The organism is Streptomyces sp. NPDC006365 (assembly GCF_042870755.1).
Taxonomy (GTDB): domain Bacteria; phylum Actinomycetota; class Actinomycetes; order Streptomycetales; family Streptomycetaceae; genus Streptomyces; species Streptomyces xiangluensis.
This window is the reverse complement of record NZ_JBIAHS010000023.1, coordinates 120,575-146,093: the sequence shown is the minus strand read 5'-3', so window position 1 is coordinate 146,093 and position 25,519 is coordinate 120,575. Positions and strand designations below refer to the sequence as shown.

At 69.2% G+C, this 25,519-nt stretch carries 13 protein-coding genes, 1 tRNA gene and 1 rRNA gene; 11 read left to right on the top strand and 4 right to left on the bottom strand.

Annotation, left to right across the window (positions count from 1 at the left end; translation table 11 throughout):
- The 3 genes from rrf to ACFYO0_RS40280 all read left to right on the top strand — a co-directional run.
- Positions 1-86: ribosomal RNA gene (gene rrf / locus ACFYO0_RS40290) — 5S ribosomal RNA — on the top strand; the annotation flags it as partial.
- A 114-nt stretch (positions 87-200) separates the two neighbouring features.
- Positions 201-863, top strand: coding sequence for a DegT/DnrJ/EryC1/StrS family aminotransferase (locus ACFYO0_RS40285; protein ID WP_388686394.1), 663 nt, complete (start codon positions 201-203; stop codon positions 861-863).
- Between the two features lie 91 nt (positions 864-954).
- A tRNA-Thr gene (locus tag ACFYO0_RS40280) sits at positions 955-1,027 on the top strand.
- Between the two features lie 88 nt (positions 1,028-1,115).
- Here ACFYO0_RS40280 and ACFYO0_RS40275 read toward each other — a convergent pair.
- Positions 1,116-3,866 (bottom strand): SpoIIE family protein phosphatase, encoded by a 2,751-nt coding sequence (locus tag ACFYO0_RS40275; protein WP_388686386.1) that lies wholly within the window; start codon positions 3,864-3,866, stop codon positions 1,116-1,118.
- A gap of 301 nt (positions 3,867-4,167) precedes the next feature.
- Between ACFYO0_RS40275 and ACFYO0_RS40270 the strand changes: the two genes are divergently transcribed.
- From ACFYO0_RS40270 to ACFYO0_RS40235, 8 genes are all read left to right on the top strand, one after another.
- Positions 4,168-9,657, top strand: coding sequence for a HAMP domain-containing protein (locus ACFYO0_RS40270; protein WP_388686384.1), 5,490 nt, complete (start codon positions 4,168-4,170; stop codon positions 9,655-9,657).
- Between the two features lie 277 nt (positions 9,658-9,934).
- On the top strand, positions 9,935-10,615 hold the full coding sequence (locus ACFYO0_RS40265; protein WP_388686382.1) for a two-component system response regulator: 681 nt from the start codon (positions 9,935-9,937) through the stop codon (positions 10,613-10,615).
- A 249-nt stretch (positions 10,616-10,864) separates the two neighbouring features.
- Positions 10,865-13,615 (top strand): DNA translocase FtsK, encoded by a 2,751-nt coding sequence (locus ACFYO0_RS40260; protein WP_388686381.1) that lies wholly within the window; start codon positions 10,865-10,867, stop codon positions 13,613-13,615.
- A gap of 270 nt (positions 13,616-13,885) precedes the next feature.
- Positions 13,886-14,728, top strand: a complete 843-nt coding sequence (locus ACFYO0_RS40255; RefSeq protein WP_388686379.1) for a helix-turn-helix domain-containing protein — start codon at positions 13,886-13,888, stop codon at positions 14,726-14,728.
- Positions 14,729-14,848: 120 nt separating this feature from the next.
- Positions 14,849-16,321 (top strand): 30S ribosomal protein S12 methylthiotransferase RimO, encoded by a 1,473-nt coding sequence (gene rimO / locus ACFYO0_RS40250; protein WP_388686378.1) that lies wholly within the window; start codon positions 14,849-14,851, stop codon positions 16,319-16,321.
- Positions 16,318-17,049 carry a CDP-diacylglycerol--glycerol-3-phosphate 3-phosphatidyltransferase gene (gene pgsA / locus ACFYO0_RS40245; RefSeq protein ID WP_388686377.1) on the top strand — a complete coding sequence of 244 codons (732 nt, stop codon included), beginning with the start codon at positions 16,318-16,320 and terminating at the stop codon, positions 17,047-17,049. Before rimO ends, pgsA begins: the two co-directional genes overlap by 4 nt.
- The gene (locus ACFYO0_RS40240) at positions 17,046-17,594 is read left to right on the top strand and encodes a CinA family protein (RefSeq protein ID WP_388686375.1); all 549 of its coding nucleotides are present in this window, start codon (positions 17,046-17,048) and stop codon (positions 17,592-17,594) included. The genes pgsA and ACFYO0_RS40240 overlap by 4 nt, the downstream gene beginning before the upstream one ends.
- A 109-nt stretch (positions 17,595-17,703) precedes the next feature.
- Positions 17,704-18,078, top strand: coding sequence for a helix-turn-helix transcriptional regulator (locus tag ACFYO0_RS40235; protein ID WP_328768251.1), 375 nt, complete (start codon positions 17,704-17,706; stop codon positions 18,076-18,078).
- 610 nt (positions 18,079-18,688) lie between these two features.
- Here ACFYO0_RS40235 and ACFYO0_RS40230 read toward each other — a convergent pair.
- The 3 genes from ACFYO0_RS40230 to ACFYO0_RS40220 all read right to left on the bottom strand — a co-directional run bounded on the left by ACFYO0_RS40230 (position 18,689) and on the right by ACFYO0_RS40220 (position 25,385).
- Entirely contained in the window at positions 18,689-19,453 is a 765-nt protein-coding gene (locus ACFYO0_RS40230; protein WP_388686372.1) for an SDR family NAD(P)-dependent oxidoreductase, read from the bottom strand.
- A 97-nt stretch (positions 19,454-19,550) separates the two neighbouring features.
- Entirely contained in the window at positions 19,551-20,363 is an 813-nt protein-coding gene (locus ACFYO0_RS40225) for an Fpg/Nei family DNA glycosylase (RefSeq protein ID WP_388686371.1), read from the bottom strand.
- Positions 20,364-20,627: 264 nt separating this feature from the next.
- Complete coding sequence (locus ACFYO0_RS40220) at positions 20,628-25,385, bottom strand: ATP-dependent helicase (protein WP_388686369.1); 4,758 nt, start codon at positions 25,383-25,385, stop codon at positions 20,628-20,630.
- Positions 25,386-25,519: the final 134 nt, after the last annotated feature.

Here is a 25,519-nt window from a genome sequence, read left to right as displayed (position 1 = left end):
GTTACATTCCGAACCCGGAAGCTAAGCCTTACAGCGCCGATGGTACTGCAGGGGGGACCCTGTGGGAGAGTAGGACACCGCCGAACAAAAATTGAAAGAGCTGGTCCCCGAACTTCGGTTTGGGGACCAGCTCTTTTTTGTTGTGCGTCACTTGGCGTTCACGTTGCGCGAGAAGCATCCCGGGCATGGGGACTGTAGGAATGCTCAGGGCCGCGGGCGTCGGACTTGGTGACGAGGTCATCGTGCCGGCGTTCGGGAACGTCGAGGTCGCCGAGGCCGTGAGCCTGACCGGTGCGATGCCGGTGTTCGCTGACATCGACCCGGCCACGTACTGCCTTGATGCCGCCGCCGTCGATGCTGTCGTCGGGCCGCGGACGGTGGCTGTCGTCGCCGTACACCGCTTCGGTCGGTCTGCTGACCTCGCGGGGCTGCGGCGCGCTGGGCAGAGGCATGGTCTCCTGGTGCTGGAGTGGAGCGAGTCGAAGGCGCCGTACGACGAGGTCGAGCAGCGCAGGGCTCATGCCGCGTATCTGGACAGGCGGTTGAGCGGGGTGCGGACGCCGGAGGGTGGCGTGGGGCACACGTACCAGCAGTACGTTGTGCGGGTGCCGGGCAATGGGCGGCCGGACCGGGACGCTTTCGCACGGGCCGTGCGGGCCAGGGGAGTTGAGTGCTGGGTGCCGGTGAAGACGCCTGTGCACCGTATGCCCGGGTTCCGGCGGGACGTGTATCTGCCGGACACAGAGCGCGCCGCCGATGAGACGCTGGCGCTGCCCGTGGATGCTGCTTTGACGAAACGTGAGATGCATCGAATGGTGTCCGCGTGCAATGCGCTCGGTGGGTTGTTGCAGCCTGCCTTCTAGCCGAGCCCGGCGTCGAAGATGGTGGGAGCACTCTGCTGTTCGGGGTATGATCTATGCCGTCGCCTGCGGGGAAATCCTGAGAGCGCGACAGGCCCCTATAGCTCAGTCGGTAGAGCGTCTCCATGGTAAGGAGAAGGTCAACGGTTCGATTCCGTTTGGGGGCTCTGACAGCAAAGGCCTCCGCCCGATCGGGCGGAGGCCTTTTTCGTATGCCGGGACTTGTTCTGGCACTTCAGCGCGTCAGCTGTTGAGTCAGTCCTTGTGGAGGCCCGGAACGCGCATGGCCAGGATCGCCATGTCGTCTGACGGGGCATCGGAGGCGAAGCGTTCGACCGCGCGCATGATGCGGGCGGCGACCGCGCCGGCAGTCAAGCCCGTGCAGGTGGTGAGGACGTCCGTGAGGCCGTCGTCGCCCAACATGCGGGTGCCTTCGCGGCGTTCGGTGACGCCGTCCGTCACACACAGGAGGACATCGCCCGGATCGAGCGTCACTGTCTGCTCGTACAGCTCGAGGTCGTCCATCACGCCGAGGAGGGGCTGCGGTTCGGCGGCCGGTTCGACCGTGCCGTCCTGGCGCAGGCGCAGCGGGAGGGGATGGCCGGCGCAGACGATCTTCAGGACGGCGCTGCCGTCTTCCTGGGGCCACAACTCGCCGTACAGGAGCGTCAGAAAGCGGCTGCGGGCGCCCTCGTCGAGGATCGCGGAGTTGAGCCGCTCCAGGACGGCCGGGCCGCCGAAACCCTCGCGGGCGAGGAGACGGAGGGCGTGACGTGCCAGGCCTGTGACGGCGGCGGCCTCCGGGCCCGTACCGCAGACATCGCCGATGGCGAAGCCGTACGCGCCGTCGCGGATCGGGAAGACGTCGTAGAAGTCGCCGCCGACTTCGTTGCCCTCGCCTGCCGCGCGGTAGATGACCTCGACCTCCACGCCCTCGATGACCGGGAGTTCTGGCGGCAGGAGGCTGCGCTGGAGGGACTGGCTGATGGCCATGCGCTCGGAGTACAGGCGGGCGTTGTCCAGGGCCAGGGCGGCCCGGCGGGAGAGGTCCTCGGCGAGTTCCAGGATCTCCTGACGGAAGTGTTCGTCCGTCGGCTTGCCGAGCGTCAGCATGCCGATGACGCGATTGCGGGCCACCAGGGGGAGTACGACCGTCTCGCCGCCGACCGCCGAGGCCGTGGCGAGGGTGGTGCCGATGCCGGAGCTGACCGTCGCGGGCTCTCCGCGGCCCAGGCTGCGCATGGAGGTGCGCAGGGCCGCCTCGTGGGCCGCCTCTGCGGGGGCCGACCAGACGCGGGCGCCAGGGGTCGGGACCGGGTCAGGAGGGGCAATCTTGGAGAGGAGCGCCTTGAGGCCGTCGATGCGCTCCTCGTCTTCATGCAGGACGTACGAGAGATACGGGTCCGAGGCCTGGTCGGCAATCGTGTAGACGGCACACCAGGTGGCCAGGGTCGGGACCGTCATCTGTGCCATGAGGGCCAGTGTCTGATCGCGGTCCAGGGTGCCCGCGAGGAGGTCGGAGGCCTCTACGAGGAAGGACAGCGAGCCCCGGCGCAGACGCTCCAGCTCGCCCAGGCGGGCCGATTCGACGGCGAGCGCGATGCGGTCGGCGGCGAACTGGAGGCGCAGGGCCTCTTCGTTCGAATACCGCGCTGGGGACTCGGCCGCGACGCCGAGCGAGCCCGTGAGGCGCCCCTCGACCTTCAGTGGGACCGTGACGACCGACCGCATGCCCGTGCCGCTCAGCAGCGGTACGGCGCCCGGGACGGCCGTGAGGTCGTCGTGGACGGCCGGCATCCGGGCCGAGCCGTACCGGCCGGGGCCTGCCTCCACGGGGACGCGAGCGAAGCGCTGGCGGGCGGAGGGGAGCCCGGTGGAGGCCCGTACCTCCAGCTCGGTCTCGTCGTCGGTGGCCAGCAGGAGGAAGGCGGAGTCGCCGTCGAGCATGTCGCGGGCGCGCTCCACGGTGCGCTGGAGGAGGCCGTCGAGGTCGTCCGGTGCCGGGGAGCCGATGAACACCTCGAAGGGGTCGGTGCCCTGGCCGCCTTCGGAGAGGGTCGCCGAGTCAGCGGCGGGTACGCGCAGGGGAGTCTGCAGGACGGCGCGCTCGTGATCCCGTACGAGGAGACAGACGGTGGAGGGCTCGCCGCCCGTGTCGCGGACGCGCAGATGCGAGGCGTACACGGGCGTCACGCGGCCGTTGGCACCGCGGATGCCGTAACTGCCCTCCCAACGCGAGAGCTGGAGGGCTTCGGCGATGCCGGTGCTGGTGCCGGGGGTGTGCGGCCAGGCCGCGAGGTCGGTCAGCGGCTTGCCGATGACCTGCTCGGCGGCGTACCCGAAGAGCTCCTCCGCGTCCTCGCTCCATGCGGAGATCGCGCCGGAGCGGTCGATCTGGACGACGGCGACGCGTACGCGGCCGTCGGCGAGGGGTAGGAGGTCGGCGGGCAGCGACGGGCCGGCCGCACGCGTGCCCACCGGGCGGTCCGGGAGGTCGAGTTGGAACCAGACCTGCTTGTGGGTGGGCGTGTACTCGACACCCCAGCAGGCGGCCAGGGCCGCGCACAGCTGGAGGCCTCGGCCACCCTCGCGGTCCGGGCTGCCCATGTTGACGGCCGCCGCCTGGAGTGGAATCTCTCGTTCCGGGTAGCGGTCCGCTACTTCGATGCGTACGCCGTCCTCGGTGCGCAGACACAGGACATCGGCGGACGTGCCCGCATGCACCACGGCGTTGGTGACGAGTTCGCTGGTGAGGACCACGGCGTCGTCGACGATGTCACCGAAACCCCAGCCCTGGAGGGTGTCACGGACGAAGGACCGAGCGGTTGCGACGGACCGTCCGACGGGGTCGAAGCTGGCGGCCGCGCGAGCGGTGATCACAGCACTCCTTGTCCGGGTCTCTTCGGGCAGGGCTTTGTGGCCGACTCGCCCCTGCCGCGGCAGATAGCGGTTGCCTGTCGGTCCGGGATCCTGGGGCTGTCCCCCAGGATGCACTCCGGTGGTCATGGTGAGGCCGCCCCTCCGATGCCTGCCCGCTCGTGCTCGTGCCACCGCCCAGGCCGGACGGACCGGTGTGGCTGGACAGCCGCATGCAAGGTTACTTACCTTCGCCGTCCATGCGGATGCCGGTCACCACAGTGTTTCCGTCCAGGAGGGTGTGTGCGGACGATGTGCGAAGCTGCCGAACTGTTATGGCCTGGTTCAGGCACGGTGAAACACTGGGCAAGCTGCAAGAGATGGTCCAAACACGCAGTGCACTACTCGAACACCCCGAGCAGTAATGGTCGACCCTTGCGGGAGGGACACAGTGGAGTCTGGCGCAGCGACGCGGGGCGACAAAGCGCGCGCGAAAGGCGGACAGTCCCTGAGTAACCAGCGTAAACCGCGCAACGGAACCACCGAGGTGGACACCGCTGCGCTGAACAGACTGCTCGTGGCTCTGGAGTCGATGCGGGACGGGAACTTCCGCAAGCGGCTGACCGTGTCCGGCGACGGCGTTATGTCCGAAATCGCGGCGGTTTTCAATGAGGTGGCCGACCGCAATCTGCATCTGACGGGCGAACTGTCGCGCGTACGGCGCATGGTCGGCCGCGAGGGAAAGCTCACGGAGCGCCTGGAGACGGGCGTCTGTGAGGGATCCTGGGCCTCGGCGATCGACGCGTCCAACGCGCTGGTCGACGATCTCGTGCGCCCGGTGTCCGAGGTCGGACGGGTGCTGTCCGCGGTGGCCGACGGTGATCTGTCGCCGCGTATGGAACTGCGGGCGCAGGCCCCGGACGGCAGTGGGCATCCGCTGCGCGGGGAGTTCCTGAAGGTCGGTCGTACGGTCAACAACCTGGTCGACCAGCTGTCCACGTTCACCGACGAGGTCACGCGCGTGGCCAGTGAGGTGGGCACGGAGGGCAAGCTGGGCGGCCAGGCCCGTGTGCGCGGGATGTCCGGTTCGTGGAAGGACCTCACGGATTCGGTCAACACGATGGCGTACCGGCTGACGGCTCAGGTGCGTGACATCGCGCTCGTGACAACGGCGGTTGCGAAGGGTGACTTGTCCCGGAAGGTCACGGTTCACGTGGCGGGCGAGATGCTGGAGCTCAAGAACACCGTCAACACGATGGTGGACCAGCTCTCCTCGTTTTCCTCCGAGGTGACGCGAGTCGCGCGTGAGGTAGGCACCGAGGGCGAGCTCGGCGGTCAGGCGCAGGTGCCCGGTGTGGCCGGTGTGTGGAAGGACCTCACCGATTCGGTGAATCTTATGGCCGGCAATCTGACGGCCCAGGTCCGCGGGATCGCGCAGGTGACGACGGCGGTCGCCAACGGTGACCTGTCGCAGAAGGTGACGGTTTCGGCGCGCGGGGAGATGGCGCAGCTCGCCGAGACGATCAACCAGATGACCGAGACGCTGCGTACGTTCGCGGACGAGGTGACCCGGGTCGCCAACGAGGTCGGCGGCGAGGGGCGGCTCGGCGGTCAGGCGAATGTGCCGGGCGCGGCGGGAACGTGGAAAGACCTCACCGATTCGGTGAACACGGTCTTCCGTAACATCACCACCCAGGTGCGGGACATCGCCTCGGTGACCACGGCGGTGGCCCGCGGTGACCTGTCGCAGAAGGTCACCGTCGATGTGGCCGGCGAGATGCTGGAGATGAAGAACACCGTCAACACGATGGTGGACCAGCTGTCGTCCTTCGGTGACGAAGTCACGCGGGTGGCGCGGGAGATCGGTGTCGAGGGTGAGCTGGGAGGCCAGGCGCAGGTGCCGGGCGCGGCCGGTACCTGGAAGGACCTGACGGACTCCGTCAACACCGCGTTCCGGAACCTCACCGGTCAGGTGCGCAACATCGCGCAGGTGACGACGGCGGTGGCCACCGGCGATCTGTCGCAGAAGGTCACCGTGGACGTCTCCGGCGAGATGCTGGAGCTGAAGAACACCGTGAACACGATGGTGGACCAGCTGTCGACCTTCGCCGACCAGGTGACGCGCATGGCGCGTGACGTGGGTACGGAGGGCCGGCTCGGCGGTCAGGCGCGCGTGGACGGCGTCAGCGGCACCTGGAAGGACCTCACCGACTCCGTCAACTTCATGGCGGGCAACCTGACGTCCCAGGTGCGCAACATCGCCCAGGTGACGACGGCGGTGGCGCGCGGTGACCTGTCGCAGAAGATCGAGGTCGACGCGCGCGGCGAGATCCTGGAGCTGAAGAACACCATCAACACCATGGTCGACCAGCTCAGCGCCTTCGCCGAGCAGGTGACCCGGGTGGCCCGTGAGGTGGGTACGGATGGCCGACTCGGCGGACAGGCGCAGGTGCCCGGCGTTGCCGGTGTGTGGCGCGACCTGACCGACTCCGTAAACGGCATGGCGGGCAACCTCACCTCTCAGGTGCGCAACATCGCGCAGGTCGCGACCGCGGTGGCCCGGGGTGACCTGTCGCAGAAGATCGACGTGGACGCGCGCGGCGAGATCCTGGAGCTGAAGAACACCCTCAACACGATGGTGGACCAGCTGTCGAACTTCGCCGAGCAGGTCACGCGGGTGGCCCGTGAGGTGGGCACGGAGGGCATTCTCGGCGGCCAGGCCGAGGTGCAGGGTGTCTCCGGCACCTGGAAGGACCTCACGCAGTCCGTGAACTTCATGGCGAACAACCTCACCATCCAGGTGCGGCAGATCGCCGAGGTCACCACGGCGGTCGCCAAGGGCGACCTGTCCAAGAAGATCACCGTCGACGCGAAGGGCGAGATCCTCGCACTCGTCACCACCGTCAACACGATGGTGGACCAGCTGTCGAACTTCGCCGAGCAGGTGACCCGGGTGGCCCGTGAGGTGGGCACGGACGGCAACCTCGGCGGACAGGCGCGGGTGCCCGGTGTCACGGGCATCTGGAAGGACCTGAGCGACAACGTGAACGTGATGGCCAACAACCTGACCGGTCAGGTGCGCAACATCTCCCAGGTCGCGACAGCGGTGGCCAACGGCGACCTCACCAAGAAGGTCACGGTCGAGGCGAGCGGCGAGATCGCCCAGCTCGCGGACACCGTCAACACGATGGTGAAGACGCTGAGTTCGTTCGCCGACCAGGTGACGCGGGTGGCCCGCGAGGTGGGCACGGACGGCATCCTCGGCGGTCAGGCGCACGTGCCGGGGGTCGCCGGTACGTGGAAGGACCTCACGGAGTCCGTGAACGGCATGGCGTCCAACCTGACCGGCCAGGTGCGCAACATCGCGATGGTCACCACGGCCATCGCCAAGGGCGACCTGACCAAGAAGATCGACATCGATGCGCGTGGCGAGATCCTGGAGCTCAAGACCACCATCAACACGATGGTCGACCAGCTCTCGTCCTTCGCCGAAGAGGTCACCCGCGTCGCCCGCGAGGTGGGCACCGAGGGGCAGTTGGGCGGCCAGGCGCGCGTACGCGACGTCGACGGCACCTGGCGGGACCTCACCGAGTCGGTGAACGAGATGGCCGGGAACCTGACCCGGCAGGTACGTGCCATCGCGCGCGTGGCGACCGCGGTGACCCGCGGTGACCTCAACCTGAAGATCGACGTGGACGCCTCCGGCGAGATCCAGGAACTTCAGGACTACATCAACAAGATGATCGCCAACCTGCGCGACACCACCATCGCCAACGAGGAACAGGACTGGCTGAAGGGCAACCTGGCCCGTATCTCCGGTCTGATGCAGGGCCGGCGCGACCTCGCCGACGTGGCCTCGCTCATCATGAGCGAGCTGACTCCGGTGGTCTCGGCGCAGCACGGCGCGTTCTTCCTGGCGATGCCGCTGGACGACGGCAAGGATGTGGGCGCCGCGGGCGACGACTCGTACGAACTGCGCATGCTCGGGCACTACGGCTACTCCATGGGGTCCATGCCGACGTCGTTCCGGCCCGGAGAGACGCTGATCGGGACGGCCGCCAAGGAGAAGCGGACGATTCTCGTCGACAATGTGCCGCCGGGGTACCTGAAGATCGCCTCCGGGCTCGGTGAGGCGCCTCCGGCGCATGTCATCGTGCTGCCGGTGCTCTTCGAGGCGACCGTTCTGGGGGTGATCGAGCTGGCGTCGTTCCAGCCGTTCACGCAGATCCAGAAGGACTTCCTCAACCAGATCGCCGAGATGATCGCGACGAGCGTCAACACGATCGCCGTCAACACCAAGACCGAGGTGCTGCTCAAGCAGTCGCAGGAGCTGACCGAGCAACTGAGGGAGCGGTCGGCCGAGTTGGAGAACCGGCAGAAGGCCCTCCAGGCTTCCAACGCCGAACTGGAGGAGAAGGCCGAGCTGCTGGCCCGGCAGAACCGCGACATCGAGGTCAAGAACACCGAGATCGAGGAGGCGCGGCAGGTCCTGGAGGAGCGCGCCGAGCAACTCGCGGTCTCCATGCGCTACAAGAGCGAGTTCCTCGCCAACATGTCGCACGAGCTGCGTACGCCACTCAACTCGCTGCTCATCCTCGCCAAGCTGCTCGCCGACAACGCGGACTCCAACCTCACCCCGAAGCAGGTCGAGTTCGCCGAGACGATCCATGGAGCCGGCTCCGACCTGCTCCAGCTGATCAACGACATCCTCGACCTCTCCAAGGTCGAGGCGGGGAAGATGGACGTATCGCCGACGCGCATCGCTCTGGTCCAACTCGTCGACTACGTAGAGGCCACTTTCCGTCCGCTGACGGCTGAGAAGGGCCTCGATTTCTCCGTACGCGTCTCTCCCGAACTGCCCGCCACGCTGCACACGGACGAGCAACGGCTCCTCCAGGTGCTGCGCAACCTGCTGTCCAACGCGGTGAAGTTCACCGACTCCGGAGCGGTCGAACTGGTCATCCGGCCCGCCGCCGCGGACGTGCCCGTCGCCATCCGGGAGCAGCTCCTGGAGGCGGGCTCGCTACGGGATGCGGATGCCGATCTGATCGCGTTCTCCGTGACCGACACCGGAATCGGTATCGCGGCGAGCAAGATGCGGGTGATCTTCGAGGCGTTCAAGCAGGCGGACGGCACGACGAGCAGGAAGTACGGCGGTACGGGACTGGGGCTGTCCATCTCACGGGAGATCGCGCGGCTGCTGGGCGGCGAGATCCATGCGCAGAGCGAGCCGGGACGGGGCTCCACATTCACCCTGTATTTGCCACTGCACGCGAGCGAACTGCCGCCGCAGGGCTACCCGCAGCTCGCGGCGCCGGCGATGGACAACGGAGCGCTCGCGCTGCCCGCGGAGGTCGACGACGGGGCCCCTGCGGAGACGCCCGCCGAGGTCAAGTCGTACCAGGAGACCCAGAACGGGGCCGCCGCACTCTTCAGGCGGCGCCGCAGGTCACTGCCCTCTGCCGGGCAGCGGCCCGTGCTGTCGGGGCAGCAGGGCCAGGTCCAGGAGCCCTGGGCCGCGCGCGGTGAGGAGGCGTCCGGCCGGCCGAGGGGCGTCTTCCACTTCGAGGGCGAGAAGGTGCTGATCGTCGACGACGACATCCGCAATGTGTTCGCGCTCACCAGCGTCCTGGAGCAGCACGGCCTGTCGGTGCTGTACGCCGAGAACGGTCGCGAGGGCATCGAGGTCCTGGAGCAGCACGACGACCTCACGGTCGTCCTGATGGACATCATGATGCCCGAGATGGACGGGTACGCGACCACGACGGCGATCCGCCGGATGCCCCAGTTCGCCGGCCTGCCGATCATCGCCCTCACCGCGAAGGCGATGAAGGGCGACCGCGAGAAGGCGATCGAGTCGGGGGCATCCGACTATGTGACGAAGCCGGTCGATCCCGATCATCTGCTCGAGGTGATGGACCGGTGGATGCGCGAGCGATGACCGGATCGAGTCCCCCTGTTCAAGTGCACAGTGAGCATGGGGGACTAGAGTGCGCGGTGCTGCTGACTGACTGTGCCCGGCCCCGTGTAGAAACCCGGGATTCGGGGAACCTTCTGGTCTCCTGCCGCGTTTCTGCTACGTGCACAGTGACATCGCGGTGACAGGGTGTGGCGACAGGCGGGGTGCGGCTACCATGACCGGCACAAGGACGGGCGGCGTAAGGGAGTCGTCCCCTGGGGCGGCGCCCGGTGCACTGCCGGGGCGAGGAGGACGGGCCATGGTGCAGAAGGCCAAGATCCTCCTGGTCGATGACCGGCCGGAGAATCTGCTGGCGCTGGAGGCCATCCTCTCTGCGCTCGATCAGACACTGGTTCGGGCATCGTCCGGGGAGGAAGCGCTCAAAGCACTGCTCACGGACGATTTCGCGGTCATTCTGCTGGATGTCCAGATGCCGGGCATGGACGGTTTCGAGACCGCCGCGCACATCAAGCGGCGGGAGAGGACCCGGGACATCCCGATCATCTTCCTCACCGCCATCAACCACGGCCCGCACCACACCTTCCGGGGATACGCGGCGGGCGCGGTGGACTACATTTCCAAGCCGTTCGACCCGTGGGTGCTGCGGGCGAAGGTCTCCGTGTTCGTCGAGCTCTACATGAAGAACTGCCAACTCCGGGAGCAGGCGTCGCTGTTGCGGCTCCAATTGGAGGGCGGTGGCGGCAAGAGCGCGGAGGCCAAGGAACCGGCTGGACTGCTCGCCGAACTCTCCGCGCGGCTCGCGGCCGTAGAGGAGCAGGCCGAGGCGCTCTCCAAGCAGCTGGACGACGACTCGGCGGATGCGGCGGCGGTGGCGACCGCAGCCCATCTCGAGCGCAAGCTCACAGGACTGCGCAGGGCGCTGGATGCGCTGGAACCGGGTTCGGGGAACGGCGCGGCTTCTCTGCCTTCGCAGAACTGAGTTTGCACAACGGCGGAAATGCGGGAGTTCGGTGTCGCCTGGTCCGCGTATGAGCTGATGGCCCGCGTGTGTGTTGGTTACCTGCCTGCGAGCTGAGCTGAAAGGCGCTGCTCTCCGGCGTGCTTTGCCCTGCGAGTCCGCTACCGCGGTTGAGGGCCCGTCAACTTGACGCCTCTGTGGAGGCGACACGAACGGGTGAAGCAGAAGGCACACGTGTCCGCAGTGGTCTCCCCCGGTAACCTCACACCCATGGCCCCTCGTCAGCCCGCAGCCAAGAAGTCGACCGCGAAGAAGGCGGCCGCTCCGAAGAAGGCTGCGGCGAAGAAGGCCCCCGCGAAGAAGGCCCCGGCCAAGAAGGCTCCTGCGAAGAAGGCCGCGGCCAAGAAAGCGCCACCCAAGCCGGCGCCCAGTCCCACTGGGGGCGTGTTCAAGCTCGTACGCGCCCTCTGGCTCGGTCTCGCACACGCCGTCGGCGCCGTGTTCCGAGGCATAGGGCGGGGCGCGAAGGGGCTCGACCCGGCGCATCGAAAGGACGGACTCGCCCTGCTGCTGCTCGGCCTCGCCCTGATCGTCGCCGCGGGCACCTGGTCCAACCTCCGGGGCCCTGTCGGCGACCTCGTCGAGCTGCTGGTGACCGGCGCCTTCGGCCGCCTCGACCTGCTTGTGCCGCTCCTGCTCGCGGTGATCGCCGTACGACTCATCCGGCACCCCGAGAAGCCAGAGGCCAACGGACGTATCGTCATCGGCCTGTCCGCGCTCGTCATCGGCGTACTCGGCCAGGTCCACATCGCCTGTGGCGCGCCCGCGCGCAGCGACGGCATGCAGGCGATACGGGACGCCGGCGGGCTCATCGGCTGGGGCGCGGCGACGCCGTTGACGTACATGATGGGCCAGATCCTGGCCGTACCGCTCCTCGTGCTGCTCACCATTTTCGGGCTCCTGGTCGTCACGGCGACCCCCGTGAACGCCATTCCGCAGCGGCTTCGGCTCCTCGGCGCCAAGCTCGGCCTCGTGCAGCCGAAGACGGCCGAGGGCGACTTCAGCGAGGACGACGAGCGCTACGACGATCAGTGGCGCGAGGCGCTGCCCGCGCGCTCCCGAAAGCGCCGCTCCGCGCCCCCGGCGTCCGAGGAGTACGACCCGGACAGCGCCGAGCAGGAGGCGCTCTCCAAGCGTCGCAGCCGCTCGAGGCGGCCCCCTGCGCAGCAACCCGCCGCGGACCGGCAGAGGGACGCGGTGGACGTGGCCGCGGCGGCCGCAGCGGCGCTCGACGGTGCCGTGATGCACGGGATGCCGCCCTCGGCGCTCGTGGCTGATCTGACGCAGGGCGTCGGGGCGGATCGCGGGGACCGCGAGGACACGGGTGGTGGGCACCAGGAGACGACGCCGGTACCGGCCGCGCGCAGCAAGGGCGGCAAGCCCAAGCAGGAGATGCTGAAGGCCGAGGTCGCCGACCTGACCAAGGCGCCCCCGGAGGAGCCACGCGAACTCCCGCCGCGCGCCGAACAGCTCCAGCTCTCCGGCGACATCACGTACTCCCTGCCGTCGCTCGACCTCCTGGAGCGCGGCGGCCCGGGCAAGGCGCGCAGCGCCGCCAACGACGCCATCGTCGAGTCGCTCACCACCGTCTTCACCGAGTTCAAGGTCGACGCCTCCGTCACCGGATTCACGCGCGGCCCGACGGTCACGCGGTACGAGGTGGAGCTCGGCCCCGCCGTGAAGGTCGAGCGCATCACGGCGCTCACCAAGAACATCGCGTACGCCGTCGCCAGCCCGGATGTGCGGATCATCAGCCCGATCCCCGGCAAGTCGGCGGTCGGCATCGAGATCCCCAACACCGACCGCGAGATGGTCAACCTGGGCGACGTACTGCGGCTGGCCGACGCGGCCGAGGACGACCATCCGATGCTGGTCGCGCTCGGCAAGGACGTCGAGGGCGGCTACGTGATGGCCAACCTCGCGAAGATGCCGCACGTGCTGGTGGCCGGAGCGACCGGGTCCGGTAAGTCGTCGTGCATCAACTGTCTGATCACGTCGATCATGGTCAGGGCGACCCCCGAGGACGTCCGCATGGTGCTCGTCGACCCCAAGCGCGTCGAACTCACCGCGTACGAAGGCGTTCCGCACCTGATCACGCCGATCATCACCAACCCGAAGCGGGCCGCCGAGGCGCTGCAGTGGGTCGTACGGGAGATGGATCTGCGTTACGACGATCTCGCGGCGTTCGGATTCCGGCACATCGACGACTTCAACGAGGCCATCAGGAACGGCAAGGTCAAGCTGCCCGAGGGCAGCGAGCGTGAGCTCAGCCCGTACCCGTATCTGCTGGTGATCGTCGACGAGCTCGCGGACCTGATGATGGTCGCCCCCAGGGATGTCGAAGACGCCATCGTGCGCATCACGCAGCTCGCGCGCGCGGCCGGTATCCATCTCGTCCTCGCCACTCAGCGGCCCTCCGTCGATGTCGTCACCGGTCTGATCAAGGCGAACGTGCCGTCCCGGCTGGCCTTCGCCACCTCCTCGCTCGCCGACAGCCGCGTCATCCTCGACCAGCCCGGCGCCGAGAAGCTGATCGGCAAGGGCGACGGGCTCTTCCTGCCGATGGGGGCCAACAAACCGGTCCGTATGCAGGGCGCCTTCGTGACCGAGGACGAGGTCGCGGCGGTCGTACAGCACTGCAAGGACCAGATGGCGCCGGTCTTCAGGGACGACGTCGTGGTCGGCACCAAGCAGAAGAAGGAGATCGACGAGGACATCGGCGACGACCTCGACCTGCTGTGCCAGGCGGCCGAACTGGTCGTCTCCACGCAGTTCGGATCCACCTCGATGCTCCAGCGCAAGCTGCGCGTCGGGTTCGCCAAGGCCGGGCGGCTCATGGACCTCATGGAGTCCCGCAACATCGTCGGGCCGAGCGAGGGTTCCAAGGCTCGTGATGTTCTTGTGAAACCTGACGAGCTGGACGGAGTGCTCGCGGTGATCCGTGGGGAGGCTCAACCGTAAGGAATCACCGTCAGGAATCGGTGCGGGCCGGGTCCCTGTGCGAGTGGGTCGACGATGCGCGAACGTGACTCATCCGTAAAGAAGCGGCGAGCAACCGTTTCCCTCCGGCGCACGTCAAGTTGAGGGGTGGGACAGGTACGTGTCCCACCATCAGGATGTCCGGCCATTCCGATGGCGTACAAAGTCATACCGCCCGGTTGCCCCACCCTTTGGCACCCCCCATAGACTGAACCTCCAGCACAGGTGGCTATTCGCTCGAAAGGCGCCCCCGTGTCCATCGGCAACTCCCCTGAGGACAACTTCCCTGAGGACAAGCGTCCCTTCGAAGAAGACGACCGTCCCTCGATCGGCAGTGCGCTGCGGCAGGCACGTATCGACGCAGGGCTGACCGTCGACGATGTCAGTAACGCCACCCGGGTCCGCATCGCCATCGTGCAGGCGATCGAGCAGGACAACTTCGACGCCTGCGGCGGAGATGTCTACGCGCGCGGTCACATCCGGACCCTGGCACGCGCCGTGCACATAGATCCGGATCCGCTGCTCACGCAGTACGCCGCCGAGCACGGCGGGCGTCCGGCCCCGACGCCGGCGGCACCGCTGTTCGAGGCGGAACGGATCCGTCCGGAGCGCCAGCGGCCCAACTGGACGGCAGCCATGGTCGCCGCGATCGTCGCCGTGATCGGATTCGTCGGCTTCACGCTGTTCAGCGGCGGTGACGACGGTGCCGATGCGAAGACACAGGTCGCCGAGGGTTCAAAGCCCGCCGCCACCAAGTCCCCCGACCGCAAGCCGGAAAAGACCGCCGAACCCACGCCCGACGCGTCGGACAGCGCCATCGCGGCGGCGCCGCGGGACAAGGTCACCGTCCGGGTGACCGCCCCCGACGGGCGCAGCTGGATCTCGGCCCACGATCACAACGGCCGACGGCTGTTCGACGGCTTCCTGGAGCAGGGCGACTCCAAGACCTTCCAGGACAAGGAGAAGATCGACCTCGTCCTCGGTGACGCGGGTGCGCTCCAGCTGTACGTCAACGGCAAGAAGATCGACGACGAGTTCCGGCCCGGAGGGGTCGAGCGCTTGACGTACACGAAGGGCGACCCCGAGGTCGGCTGAGTCGCACGGCATCAGGTGCAGACGGGCACCGGGTTTTTCGGGCAGGCGGGTACGGGGTTGGCCAAGGACGGCCAACCCCGTCGACGTGGGCTGTCAGTGGGACGAAGTAGTCTTGAGCCCATGCCTGAACGCCGTACCGTCGCACTCGTCACTCTTGGCTGCGCTCGTAACGAGGTGGACTCGGAGGAGCTCGCAGGCCGCTTGGAGGCGGACGGCTGGCATCTCGTGAAGGACGCCGAGGAAGCGGACGTCGCCGTCGTGAACACGTGCGGCTTCGTCGAAGCCGCCAAGAAGGACTCCGTCGACGCCCTCCTTGAGGCCAACGACCTCAAGGGACACGGCAGAACCCAGGCCGTCGTCGCCGTCGGCTGCATGGCCGAGCGGTACGGCAAGGAGCTCGCCGAGGCCCTCCCCGAGGCCGACGGCGTGCTGGGCTTCGACGACTACGCGGACATCTCCGACCGGCTCCAGACAATCCTGAACGGCGGGATCCACGCCGCGCACACCCCGCGGGACCGCCGCAAGCTGCTGCCGATCAGCCCTGCCGAACGGCAGGAGTCCGCCGTCGAGGTCGCGCTTCCCGGGCACGGACCGGCCGATCTTCCGGAGGGGCTTGCTCCGTCTTCGGGCCCCCGTGCGCCCCTTCGCCGCCGTCTCGACGGCTCTCCGGTCGCCTCGGTGAAGCTGGCCTCGGGCTGCGACCGCCGCTGCTCCTTCTGCGCCATCCCGTCCTTCCGCGGCTCGTTCATCTCGAGGCGGCCGTCCGACGTCCTGGGGGAGACGCGCTGGCTGGCAGAGCAGGGCGTCAAGGAGATCATGCTGGTCTCCGAGAACAACACCTCGTACGGCAAGGACCTGGGCGACATCAGGCTCCTGGAGACGCTGCTGCCGGAGCTCGCCGAGGTCGACGGGATCGAGCGGGTGCGGGTCAGCTATCTGCAGCCCGCCGAGATGCGGCCCGGGCTCATCGACGTACTGACCTCGACGCCGAAGATCGCGCCTTACTTCGACCTGTCCTTCCAGCACTCGGCTCCCGGTGTGCTGCGCGCGATGCGGCGCTTCGGAGACACCGACCGGTTCCTGGAGCTGCTCGACACGATCCGCGCCAGGGCCCCGCAGGCCGGTGTGCGGTCCAACTTCATCGTGGGCTTCCCCGGCGAGAGCGCGGACGACCTGGCCGAGCTGGAGCGCTTCCTGAACGGTGCGCGGCTGGACGCGATCGGCGTCTTCGGGTACTCCGACGAGGAGGGCACGGAAGCGGCGACGTACGAGAACAAGCTGCACGAGGACATCGTCGCCGAGCGGCTGGCCCGGGTCTCGCGGCTCGCGGAGGAGCTTGTCTCGCAGCGGGCCGAGGAGCGCGTCGGCGAGACCGTGGAGGTGCTCGTCGAGTCGCTCGACGCCGCCGAGGGCGCGATCGGCCGTGCGGCGCACCAGGCGCCGGAGACCGACGGCCAGGTGCTGTTCACGAGCGGCGAGGGTCTGACGGTCGGTCGTATGGTCGAGGCGAAGGTGGTCGGTACGGAAGGTGTCGACCTGGTGGCCGAGCCGCTCCCGGGCTCGCTCGCAGGTCCTGAGGAGGCTGCCAGATGACGGGAGTCCCGGCATCCGCGGCGGGCGGCCCCGGCACGCCCGGCACGCGTGGTGCTGCCGCCGGCGCCCCCGGTACGGGCGCTTCCGGTGCTCAGGGCTCGAAGTCGTCGCGCGGCGGGAAGCTGGGCGCCGTGGCCGTGAACCAGGCCAGCCTCTGGAACGTCGCGAACCTCCTGACCATGCTCCGCCTCGTCCTCGTGCCGGGCTTCGTCGCGCTGATGCTGGCCGAGGGCGGGTACGACCCCGTCTGGCGGGCCTGGGCCTGGGCCGCTTTCGCGGTTGCCATGATCACCGACATCTTCGACGGCCACCTTGCGCGTACGTACAACCTCGTCACCGACTTCGGGAAGATCGCCGACCCCATCGCCGACAAGGCGATCATGGGGGCAGCGCTGATCTGTCTGTCCTCGCTCGGCGATCTGCCGTGGTGGGTGACGGGTGTCATCCTCGGGCGGGAACTCGGAATTACCCTGCTGCGTTTCCTGGTTATCCGCTACGGCGTCATTCCGGCGAGCCGCGGCGGCAAGATGAAGACGCTCGCCCAGGGCACGGCGGTCGGGATGTACGTCCTGGCGCTGACGGGGCCATTGGCGACCCTGAGGTTCTGGGTGATGGCTGTGGCGGTCGCCCTGACCGTGGTGACCGGCATCGACTATGTGAGACAAGCCATTGTGCTGCGACGCCAGGGTCTCGCCGAGCGGAAAGCAGCGGCGAAGGAGGCGGAATGACTGCTTCCCAAGCTGCTGAAGTGCTGAGACTACTGACAGTGAGAGGCGAGACACTGGCTGTCGCAGAGTCCCTGACGGGTGGCCTGGTGGCAGCGGAGATCACGGCCGCGCCGGGGGCTTCCAAAGCCTTCCGCGGCTCCGTGACCTCGTACGCCACCGATGTGAAGCAGGATGTACTGGGCGTCGACGCCACCCTTCTGGAACAGCGGGGGGCGGTGGATCCGCAGGTCGCAGCCCAGATGGCGGCCGGCGTACGCAAGGTGCTCGGCGCGGATTGGGGCCTCGCGACCACCGGTGTCGCAGGTCCCGAAACCCAGGACGGGCAGCCGGTCGGCACGGTTTTCATTGCCGTCGACGGGCCTTCCGTGGAGGTCGGCGGCGGTTTTGGTGGCGGGAAAGTGGCGGCGCTGCGGTTGAACGGCGGCCGGACGGAAATCCGTATGGAGAGTGTACGGAGCGTGCTCGGGCTTCTCCTGGAGGAGCTGGAGCACGAACAGCTGGGAAATGAGCGGGCACAGGATACGGAACAGAACGGGGGGAATTGATGTTTGCAGCCCTGAGTGAACACGACATCGCTCCCCGCACGGCCGCGGCGCAAGGCGGTACGGTGGGGCGAGAAGGATGCGGCTACACGGCCCGAGGAGGGAGCCACCGATGATTCTGCTCCGTCGCCTGCTTGGTGACGTGCTGCGTCGGCAGCGCCAGCGCCAGGGCCGTACTCTGCGCGAAGTCTCCTCGTCCGCCCGAGTTTCACTCGGCTATCTTTCCGAGGTGGAGCGGGGGCAGAAGGAGGCTTCCTCCGAGCTGCTCTCCGCGATCTGCGACGCGCTGGACGTACGGATGTCCGAGCTCATGCGAGAAGTGAGCGACGAACTCGCGCTCGCCGAGCTGGCCCAGTCGGCAGCGGTCACCGAGCCTGTGCCAACGCCAGTACGCCCGATGCTCAATTCTGTGTCAGTGACGGGTGTGCCACCGGAACGAGTGACGATCAAGGCGCCGACCGAGGCGGTCGACGTAGTCGCCGCCTGAACGGCTGCCGGCTTGTGGTCGGTCGTGAGCAAGCTCTCATGAGCTGAGAACCGGCTGAGAACTGTGTGAGGGCCCCGATCGGGGCCTCTCCGGGGAGACCTGGAGGGGTGCGGTCGGGGTTTTTGCGTTGCTGGAGGGTGGCTGCTGGGGATTCGTTCGATCCGGAGGGTGGCCGTCGGGGCATTTGTATTTCGATTTCATTACATTTGCACCGTTTGCCGGTGTGTCCCGGGACGGCGATGGTTGAGGGGCCGGGGGGCGCTCGAAGCGGAGCGACAGCACCTTTCGTGTGTGGGTGCGCTGGGCGCCTCGTGGGGATTGATGCGCCCTGCCGGTGGTTCACGGTCGTGGTCTAGCGTCGGTTGGCGGGTTGGAGGTGGCGCCATGGCGTGGCGAGCGATGCGAATAGGGCGGTGGGGGCTGGCGCTCGGGGGCGGGACGCTGTGGTGCTGCGGAGTGGTGCGATGGGCGTTTGCGTCGGATGTCGGGGCGTGGGAGGGGATGGTCGTGGCCGGGGGGTGGGGGTTGAGTCTGCTTCCGGTGCACTGCGTGCCGAAAGCCCGGGCCAAGGCTGACGCGAGGCCTGGGCCGGAGTGGATCGGCACTGGTGCTACCAGGGCATGGCCACGCCGCCGTTCGGGCGGAGAATCTGGCCCGTCGTGAAGGCCGAGGCATCGCAGGCGAGATACAGGACCGCGTGCGCGATGTCCTCCGGCTCGCCGACCCGGCCCAGCGGCGACATCCGGGCCATGAATGCCTCGGTCCGCGCCTGGGACTCGTCGTCATGGCGGTCTGTCATGGGCGTGCGGATCCAGCCCGGAGCGACCGCGTTGACGCGGATGCCGTGCGCCCCCATCTCGGTCGCCAGGGTCTTCGTCAACTGGACGACGGCCGCCTTCGCCGCCCCGTAGCAGAGCAGCCCGGGCCCTCCGGTGTCGACAGCGCCCGAGGCCATGGTCACGATGCTGCCGCGTGTCCCGGACGCGATCATGGCGCGGGCCGCTTCCTGGCACGCATACAGCACGCCTTTGAAGTTGACGCGCAGTACACGGTCCAGGTCTTCGTCGCGCGTCTCCAGGACCGGACTGCTGTGCATGATCCCCGCGACGGCGGCCATCACGTCGAGACGCTCGCAGGCCGCGACCGCCTGGCCGAGCCGGGCGCGGTCGGTGACGTCGAGGGCGTATGTGTGGGCCACGCCGCCCTTGTCCTTGATCAGGGCCGCCGTCTCGTCGAGGCCCCGGTCATCGCGGTCCGCGCAGTGGACGACAGCCCCTGCCTCCGCAAGCAGCACGGCACAAGCGCGGCCGATGCCGCTCGCGGCGCCGGTGACAAAAGCGGTGCGTCCGGTGAGGTCGTACGCCGTGACGGGCATGAAGGGACCGTACGAGATTTTCTGACGGGTCGTCAATTAGTCGTACGGGATGGGGGTGGAGTGGTGCGTGGACGGGTTGTACGTGCCCTGGTGCACGTCATCCAGAAGGCCTCGTCTCGGGGGCTGGGCCCGACTGGCATGTCGGGCACCAGTACGTGGGACGCTCCCGGGAGCCGTCGCCCTGGTTCGCCGTACGGATCGAGGTGCGGCAGCGCAGGCAAGGGCGGGGTGTGCGGCCGTACACGTAGAGATTCTGGTCGCGGCGGCCCGTGGTGCTGCGGGCGGGGCGGTCGCGATTGGCTTCCAGGAGTTTCTTGGCGAGGGCGGGCAGTTGGGCGGCACGTTCGGCGGGGAGGTCGCCGATGGGCAGCCATGGAGTCGCCCGGAGCAGGAAGCAGAGCTCGCTCTTGTAGACGTTGCCGATTCCGGCGAGATTGCGCTGGTCGAGGAGGGCTTCGCCGAGCGGGCGGGCCGGGTCGCGCAGGAGGTTCTCCAGGGCCTTGTCGGGGTTCCAGTCCGGGCCCAGGAGGTCGGGGCCGAGGTGACCTACGGCCCGATGCTCGTCGGTGCTGCGGATCAGTTCGAGTACAGGGAGCCGGTAGCCGACGGCTGTGTGCTCCGCGGTGCCGAGGATCACGCGGATCTGGTGGCCGGGACCGCCGCTCCAGCGCTCGCCGGGCGCGTACACCTTCCAGGAACCGTCCATCCGCAGGTGCGTGTGCAGCGTCAGCCCGCCCTCGATACGGGTGAGCAGGTGCTTTCCGCGTGGGGTGACGTCCAGGACGGTACGCCCGGTGAGGTCGGCCGTGGCGTACTTGGGCACCCGGAGGTCGGAGCGGGTGAGCACGTGGCCCGCGAGCGCTGAGTGCAGGCGCCGGGCGGTCTGCCAGACGGTGTCTCCTTCGGGCATGGGGTCCAGGGTCGCATGGGGTGGGCGGGGGCGTCTTGGTCGGGAACGCGGGGAGGCTGGTGGCGGGCGGGATGTTGGTCGGGTTGTGTGGCTGAGGACGGGCGGGACGACTGGTCGCCTGGGACGGCTGGCGGTCGGCTGGGGAGGCGAGCGGGCGTCGGCGAGGGGAGCGGGCGGCGGGGGCCAGGCCGGCGCGGCCTGGTGCGGCCCGGTGCTCCGAGCTTCGTCAGGTCCGTCGGTGCGTGTGTGCTGCGCCGGGTGGGCTTATGCGCGCATGCGCAGGCCCCGCGGCGTCGCGTGGAAACCGGCTCCTTCCAGGAGTGTGCCGAAGGGCGACGTCAGGGCCGAGGCGCCGTTCACACGCTCCACAGTGACCGTGCCGAGGGAGCCCGCACGGGCGGCTGCGGAGAGGGCCTCGGAGGCTATGCGCAGGCGTGGGTCGTTCAGAGGGGTGTCGTCCGAGGCGGAGGGCCAGGCCAGGAGGGTCTTGCCGCCGCGCTCCATGTAGAGGGCCAGCTCGCCGTCGACCAGCACGACCAGGGAACCCGCCTTGCGGCCGGGCTTGTGACCCGCGTCGGCCGGGGGGTCGGGCCAGGGGAGGGCCGCCCCATACGCGTTTGCCGGGTCGGCGGCGGCCAGGACGATGGCACGGGTGGCATTGCTCGGGCGGGGGCGCGAGGCGAGGCCGCCGGGGAAGCCGGTGTCGGAGGGGACGGCGGCGTAGGGGTCCTGAAAGCCGGTGTTGGCGCCCGGGAACGCCGCCTCTGGCAGAGTCTCGCCTCGCTCGCGTGCGTTGGCCGCCGCGCGAAGCCGGTCCACCGCGCCGTCCATCGCGAATTGTGCGGCACCGAGCCCCTCCACCACGTAGCCCCGGCGTGCCTGTCCGCTGTCTTCGAAGGCGGACAAGATGCGGTACGTCGCCGAGAAGCCGCCCTCGACCCCTTCCGCGGCGACCGCACCCCGGGTGACCACGCCGTGCCGGTCGAGCAGGGTGCGGGCCAGGGCGTGGGCGCGCACGGTGAGGTCGGCCTCGCGGTCAGGGAGCAGTGACCAGCGGCCCGCGACGGTGGGAGGGCCGGTACGGGAGGCGGGGCGTGCTGCGGCTGTCAGGCTGCCGTACCGGCCGCGCGGCACCGTGCGCTTCGCGCGATGTGCGGTGGAACCCGCGGTGCGACCAGAGCCCAGGAGGGAGCGCATCGGGCTGAGGGTGTCATTCGTCAGCCGACCCGACCAGGCCAGGTCCCAAAGGGCGTCGGCGAGTTGGGGGTCGGTGGCGTCGGGGTGCGTGGTGGCGCGGATCTGGTCGGCGATCTGGCGGAAGAAGAGTCCATAGCCTCCCGAGAGGGCGTCCAGGACCGACTGATGGAGCGCGGTCAGCTCCAGAGGATGCGGGGCCGGCAGCAGCAGGGGGGCCGCGTCCGCCAGATACAGCGACACCCAGCCGTCCTTGCCGGGCAGTGCGCCCGCTCCGGCCCACACCACCTCGCCGGCGGCGGTCAGCTCGTCGAGCATCGCCGGAGCGTAGTTTGCGACACGGGACGGCAGGACCAGCTTCTCGAGCGCGGAGGCGGGCACCGAGGCGCCCTGCAACTGCTCGACGGCGCGTACGAGCCCGTCGATGCCGCGCAGCCCGTGCCCGCTGCCCAGATGCTGCCACTGCGGCAGGAACTGGGCGAGTGCGGCGGGCGGCACCGGCTCCAACTCCTGCCGCAGCGCCGCGAGCGAACGGCGCCGCAGCCGCCGCAGCACCGCCGCGTCGCACCATTCCTGGCCGATGCCGGCCGGGTGGAACTCTCCTTGTACGACACGGCCGCCCGCGGCGAGCCGCTGCAGGGCGCCCTCGGTGACCGCAGTACCGAGGCCGAAGCGTGCCGCCGCCGCGGTCGAGGTGAACGGACCGTGGGTGCGTGCGTACCGCGCGAGGAGGTCGCCGAGCGGGTCCTTGACCGGCTCGGTGAAGGCCTCGGGGACGCCGACGGGCAGCGCCGTGCCGAGCGCGTCACGCAGTCGGCCCGCGTCCTCGATCGCCGCCCAGTGGTCAGCCCCGGCGATCCGGACCCGGATGGCGCGGCGGGACGCGGCCAGCTCCGGGGCCCACTCCGGTTCGGCGCCGCGCTCGGTCAGTTCCGCGTCCGTGAGGGGGCCGAGCAGGCGCAGCAGGTCCGCGACGCTTTCGGCGTCCTTGACGCGGCGGTCCTCGGTGAGCCACTGGAGTTCGCGCTCCAGCTCGGTCAGGACTTCGGCGTCCAGGAGCTCGCGCAGCTCGGCCTGGCCGAGGAGTTCGGCGAGGAGCCGAGAGTCCAGCGACAGGGCGGCGGCGCGTCGCTCGGCGAGCGGGGAATCGCCCTCGTACAGAAACTGCGCGACGTATCCGAACAGCAGTGACCGCGCGAACGGTGACGGCTCCGGTGTCGTGACCTCGACGAGCCGCACCTTTCGGGACTCGAGGTCGCCCATCAGTTCCGTGAGGCCGGGGACGTCGAAGACGTCTTGGAGGCACTCGCGTACCGCTTCCAGGACGATCGGGAAGGAGCCGAACTCGCTGGCCACCTGGAGCAGTTGGGAGGCACGCTGGCGCTGCTGCCACAGCGGGGTGCGCTTTCCGGGGTTGCGGCGCGGCAGCAGCAGGGCGCGGGCGGCGCACTCGCGGAAGCGGGACGCGAACAGGGCGGATCCGCCGACCTGGTCGGTGACGATCTGGTCGACCTCGCCCTTGTCGAAGGCGACGTCTGCCGCACCCACAGGGGCCTGCTCCGAGTCATACTCGGTGCCCATCGCCCTTGGTTCCTGGTCGAGCAGGTCCAAGCCCAGCAGGTCGGCGTCCGGTAGGCGCAGCACGATGCCGTCGTCGGCGTGCATGACCTGCGCCTCCATGCCGTACCGCTCGGAGAGGCGGGCGCCCAGCGCGAGGGCCCAGGGAGCGTGGACCTGGGCGCCGAAGGGGGAGTGCACGACGACTCGCCAGTCGCCCAACTCGTCGCGGAACCGCTCGACGACGATGGTGCGGTCGTCCGGGATGTGGCCGCAGGCCTCGCGCTGTTCGGCCAGGTAGGACAGGACATTGTCGGCGGCCCAGGCGTCGAGGCCGGCGGCGAGGAGCCGGAGCCGGGCGTCGTCCTTCGGCAGGGAGCCGACCTCGCGGAGGAACGCGCCCACCGCGCGGCCCAGTTCGAGCGGGCGGCCCAGCTGGTCGCCCTTCCAGAACGGCAGCCTGCCCGGTACTCCGGGCGCGGGCGAGACGAGGACGCGGTCGCGCGTGATGTCCTCGATGCGCCAGGAGCTGGTGCCGAGCGTGAAGACATCGCCGACGCGGGATTCGTAGACCATCTCCTCGTCGAGCTCGCCGACCCGGCCTCCGCCCTTCTTGGGGTCGGCGCCCGCGAGGAACACCCCGAAGAGGCCGCGGTCCGGAATCGTGCCTCCCGAGGTGACGGCGAGGCGCTGCGCGCCCGGGCGGCCGGTGACCGTCCCGGCAACGCGGTCCCAGACGACGCGTGGCCGCAACTCCGCGAAGGCGTCGGACGGATAGCGGCCCGCGAGCATGTCGAGCACCGCCGTGAACGCGGACTCCGGAAGCGATGCGAAGGGTGCGGCCCGGCGGACCGTCGCGAGCAGGTCGTCGACCTGCCAGGTGTCCAGGGCGGTCATGGCGACCAGCTGCTGGGCCAGCACGTCCAGGGGGTTGGCCGGGACACGGAGGGACTCGATGGAGCCGGTGCGCATCCGCTCGGTGACGACGGCGGCCTGGACGAGGTCCCCTCGGTACTTGGGGAAGACGACACCGGTGGAGACCGCCCCGACCTGGTGCCCCGCGCGGCCGACGCGCTGGAGACCGGAAGCCACCGACGGCGGGGACTCGACCTGCACGACGAGGTCCACCGCGCCCATGTCGATGCCCAGTTCGAGACTGGAGGTGGCGACCACCGCGGGCAGCCGGCCTGCCTTCAGGTCCTCCTCGACCAGCGCGCGCTGCTCCTTGGAGACCGAGCCGTGGTGGGCGCGCGCGATGACCGGCGGGGCGCCCTGGGCCGCGCCCGAACCGCCCATCAGCTCGGCGGGGGCATGGTGCTTCTCCAAAGGCTCGCCCGTCGCCCTCTCGTACGCGATCTCGTTGAGCCGGTTGCAGAGCCGCTCCGCGAGCCGCCGGGAGTTCGCGAACACGATCGTCGAGCGGTGTGCCTGGACGAGATCGGCGATCCGCTCCTCGACATGCGGCCAGATCGACGGGCGCTCGGCACCCTCGTCGGAGTCGGCGACCGGGGAGCCTCCCAACTCGGCGAGATCCTCCACCGGAACGACCACCGACAGGTCGAACTCCTTGCCGGACGGCGGCTGGACGATCTCCGCCTTGCGGCGCGGCGAGAGATAGCGCGCCACTTCATCCACCGGACGCACCGTCGCGGACAGGCCGATGCGGCGCGCAGGCCTCGGCAGCAGCTCGTCGAGCCGCTCCAGGGTCAGGGCGAGATGGGCGCCACGCTTGGTGCCCGCGACCGCGTGCACCTCGTCCAGGATCACCGTCTCGATACCGGTCAGTGCCTCGCGCGTGGCCGAGGTGAGCATCAGGAACAGCGACTCCGGCGTCGTGATCAGGATGTCCGGCGGGCGCGTGGACAGCGCGCGGCGCTCGGCGGGCGGGGTGTCGCCGGAACGGATGCCGACCTTCACCTCGGGCTCGGGCAGCCCGAGGCGCACTGCTTCCTGCTTGATGCCGGTCAGCGGGCTGCGCAGATTCCGCTCGACGTCGACCGCGAGCGCCTTGAGCGGCGACACGTACAACACTCGGCAGCGCTTCTTGGGGTCGGCCGGCGGTGGCGTCGAGGCCAGCTGGTCGAGCGCGGCGAGGAACGCGGCCAGCGTCTTGCCGGAGCCGGTCGGCGCGACCACAAGCACATCCGAGCCCGCCCCGATAGCCCGCCAAGCCCCGGCCTGGGCGTCGGTGGGCGCGGAGAAGGCCCCCGCGAACCAGCCGCGGGTCGCGGGCGAGAAGCCGTCGAGGGCACCATGCGCAGACCTGACCATGCCCCCATCCTGCACCCCGCCACTGACAATGGGTCTGACCTGCGAAAACGACATCCTGGGGGGTGCGCGAGGCGTCTGGGGCAGAGGTACGGGCTGTGGCCGAGGCCGGCGCAGGCGGCGGTGCGGGGCGCTTC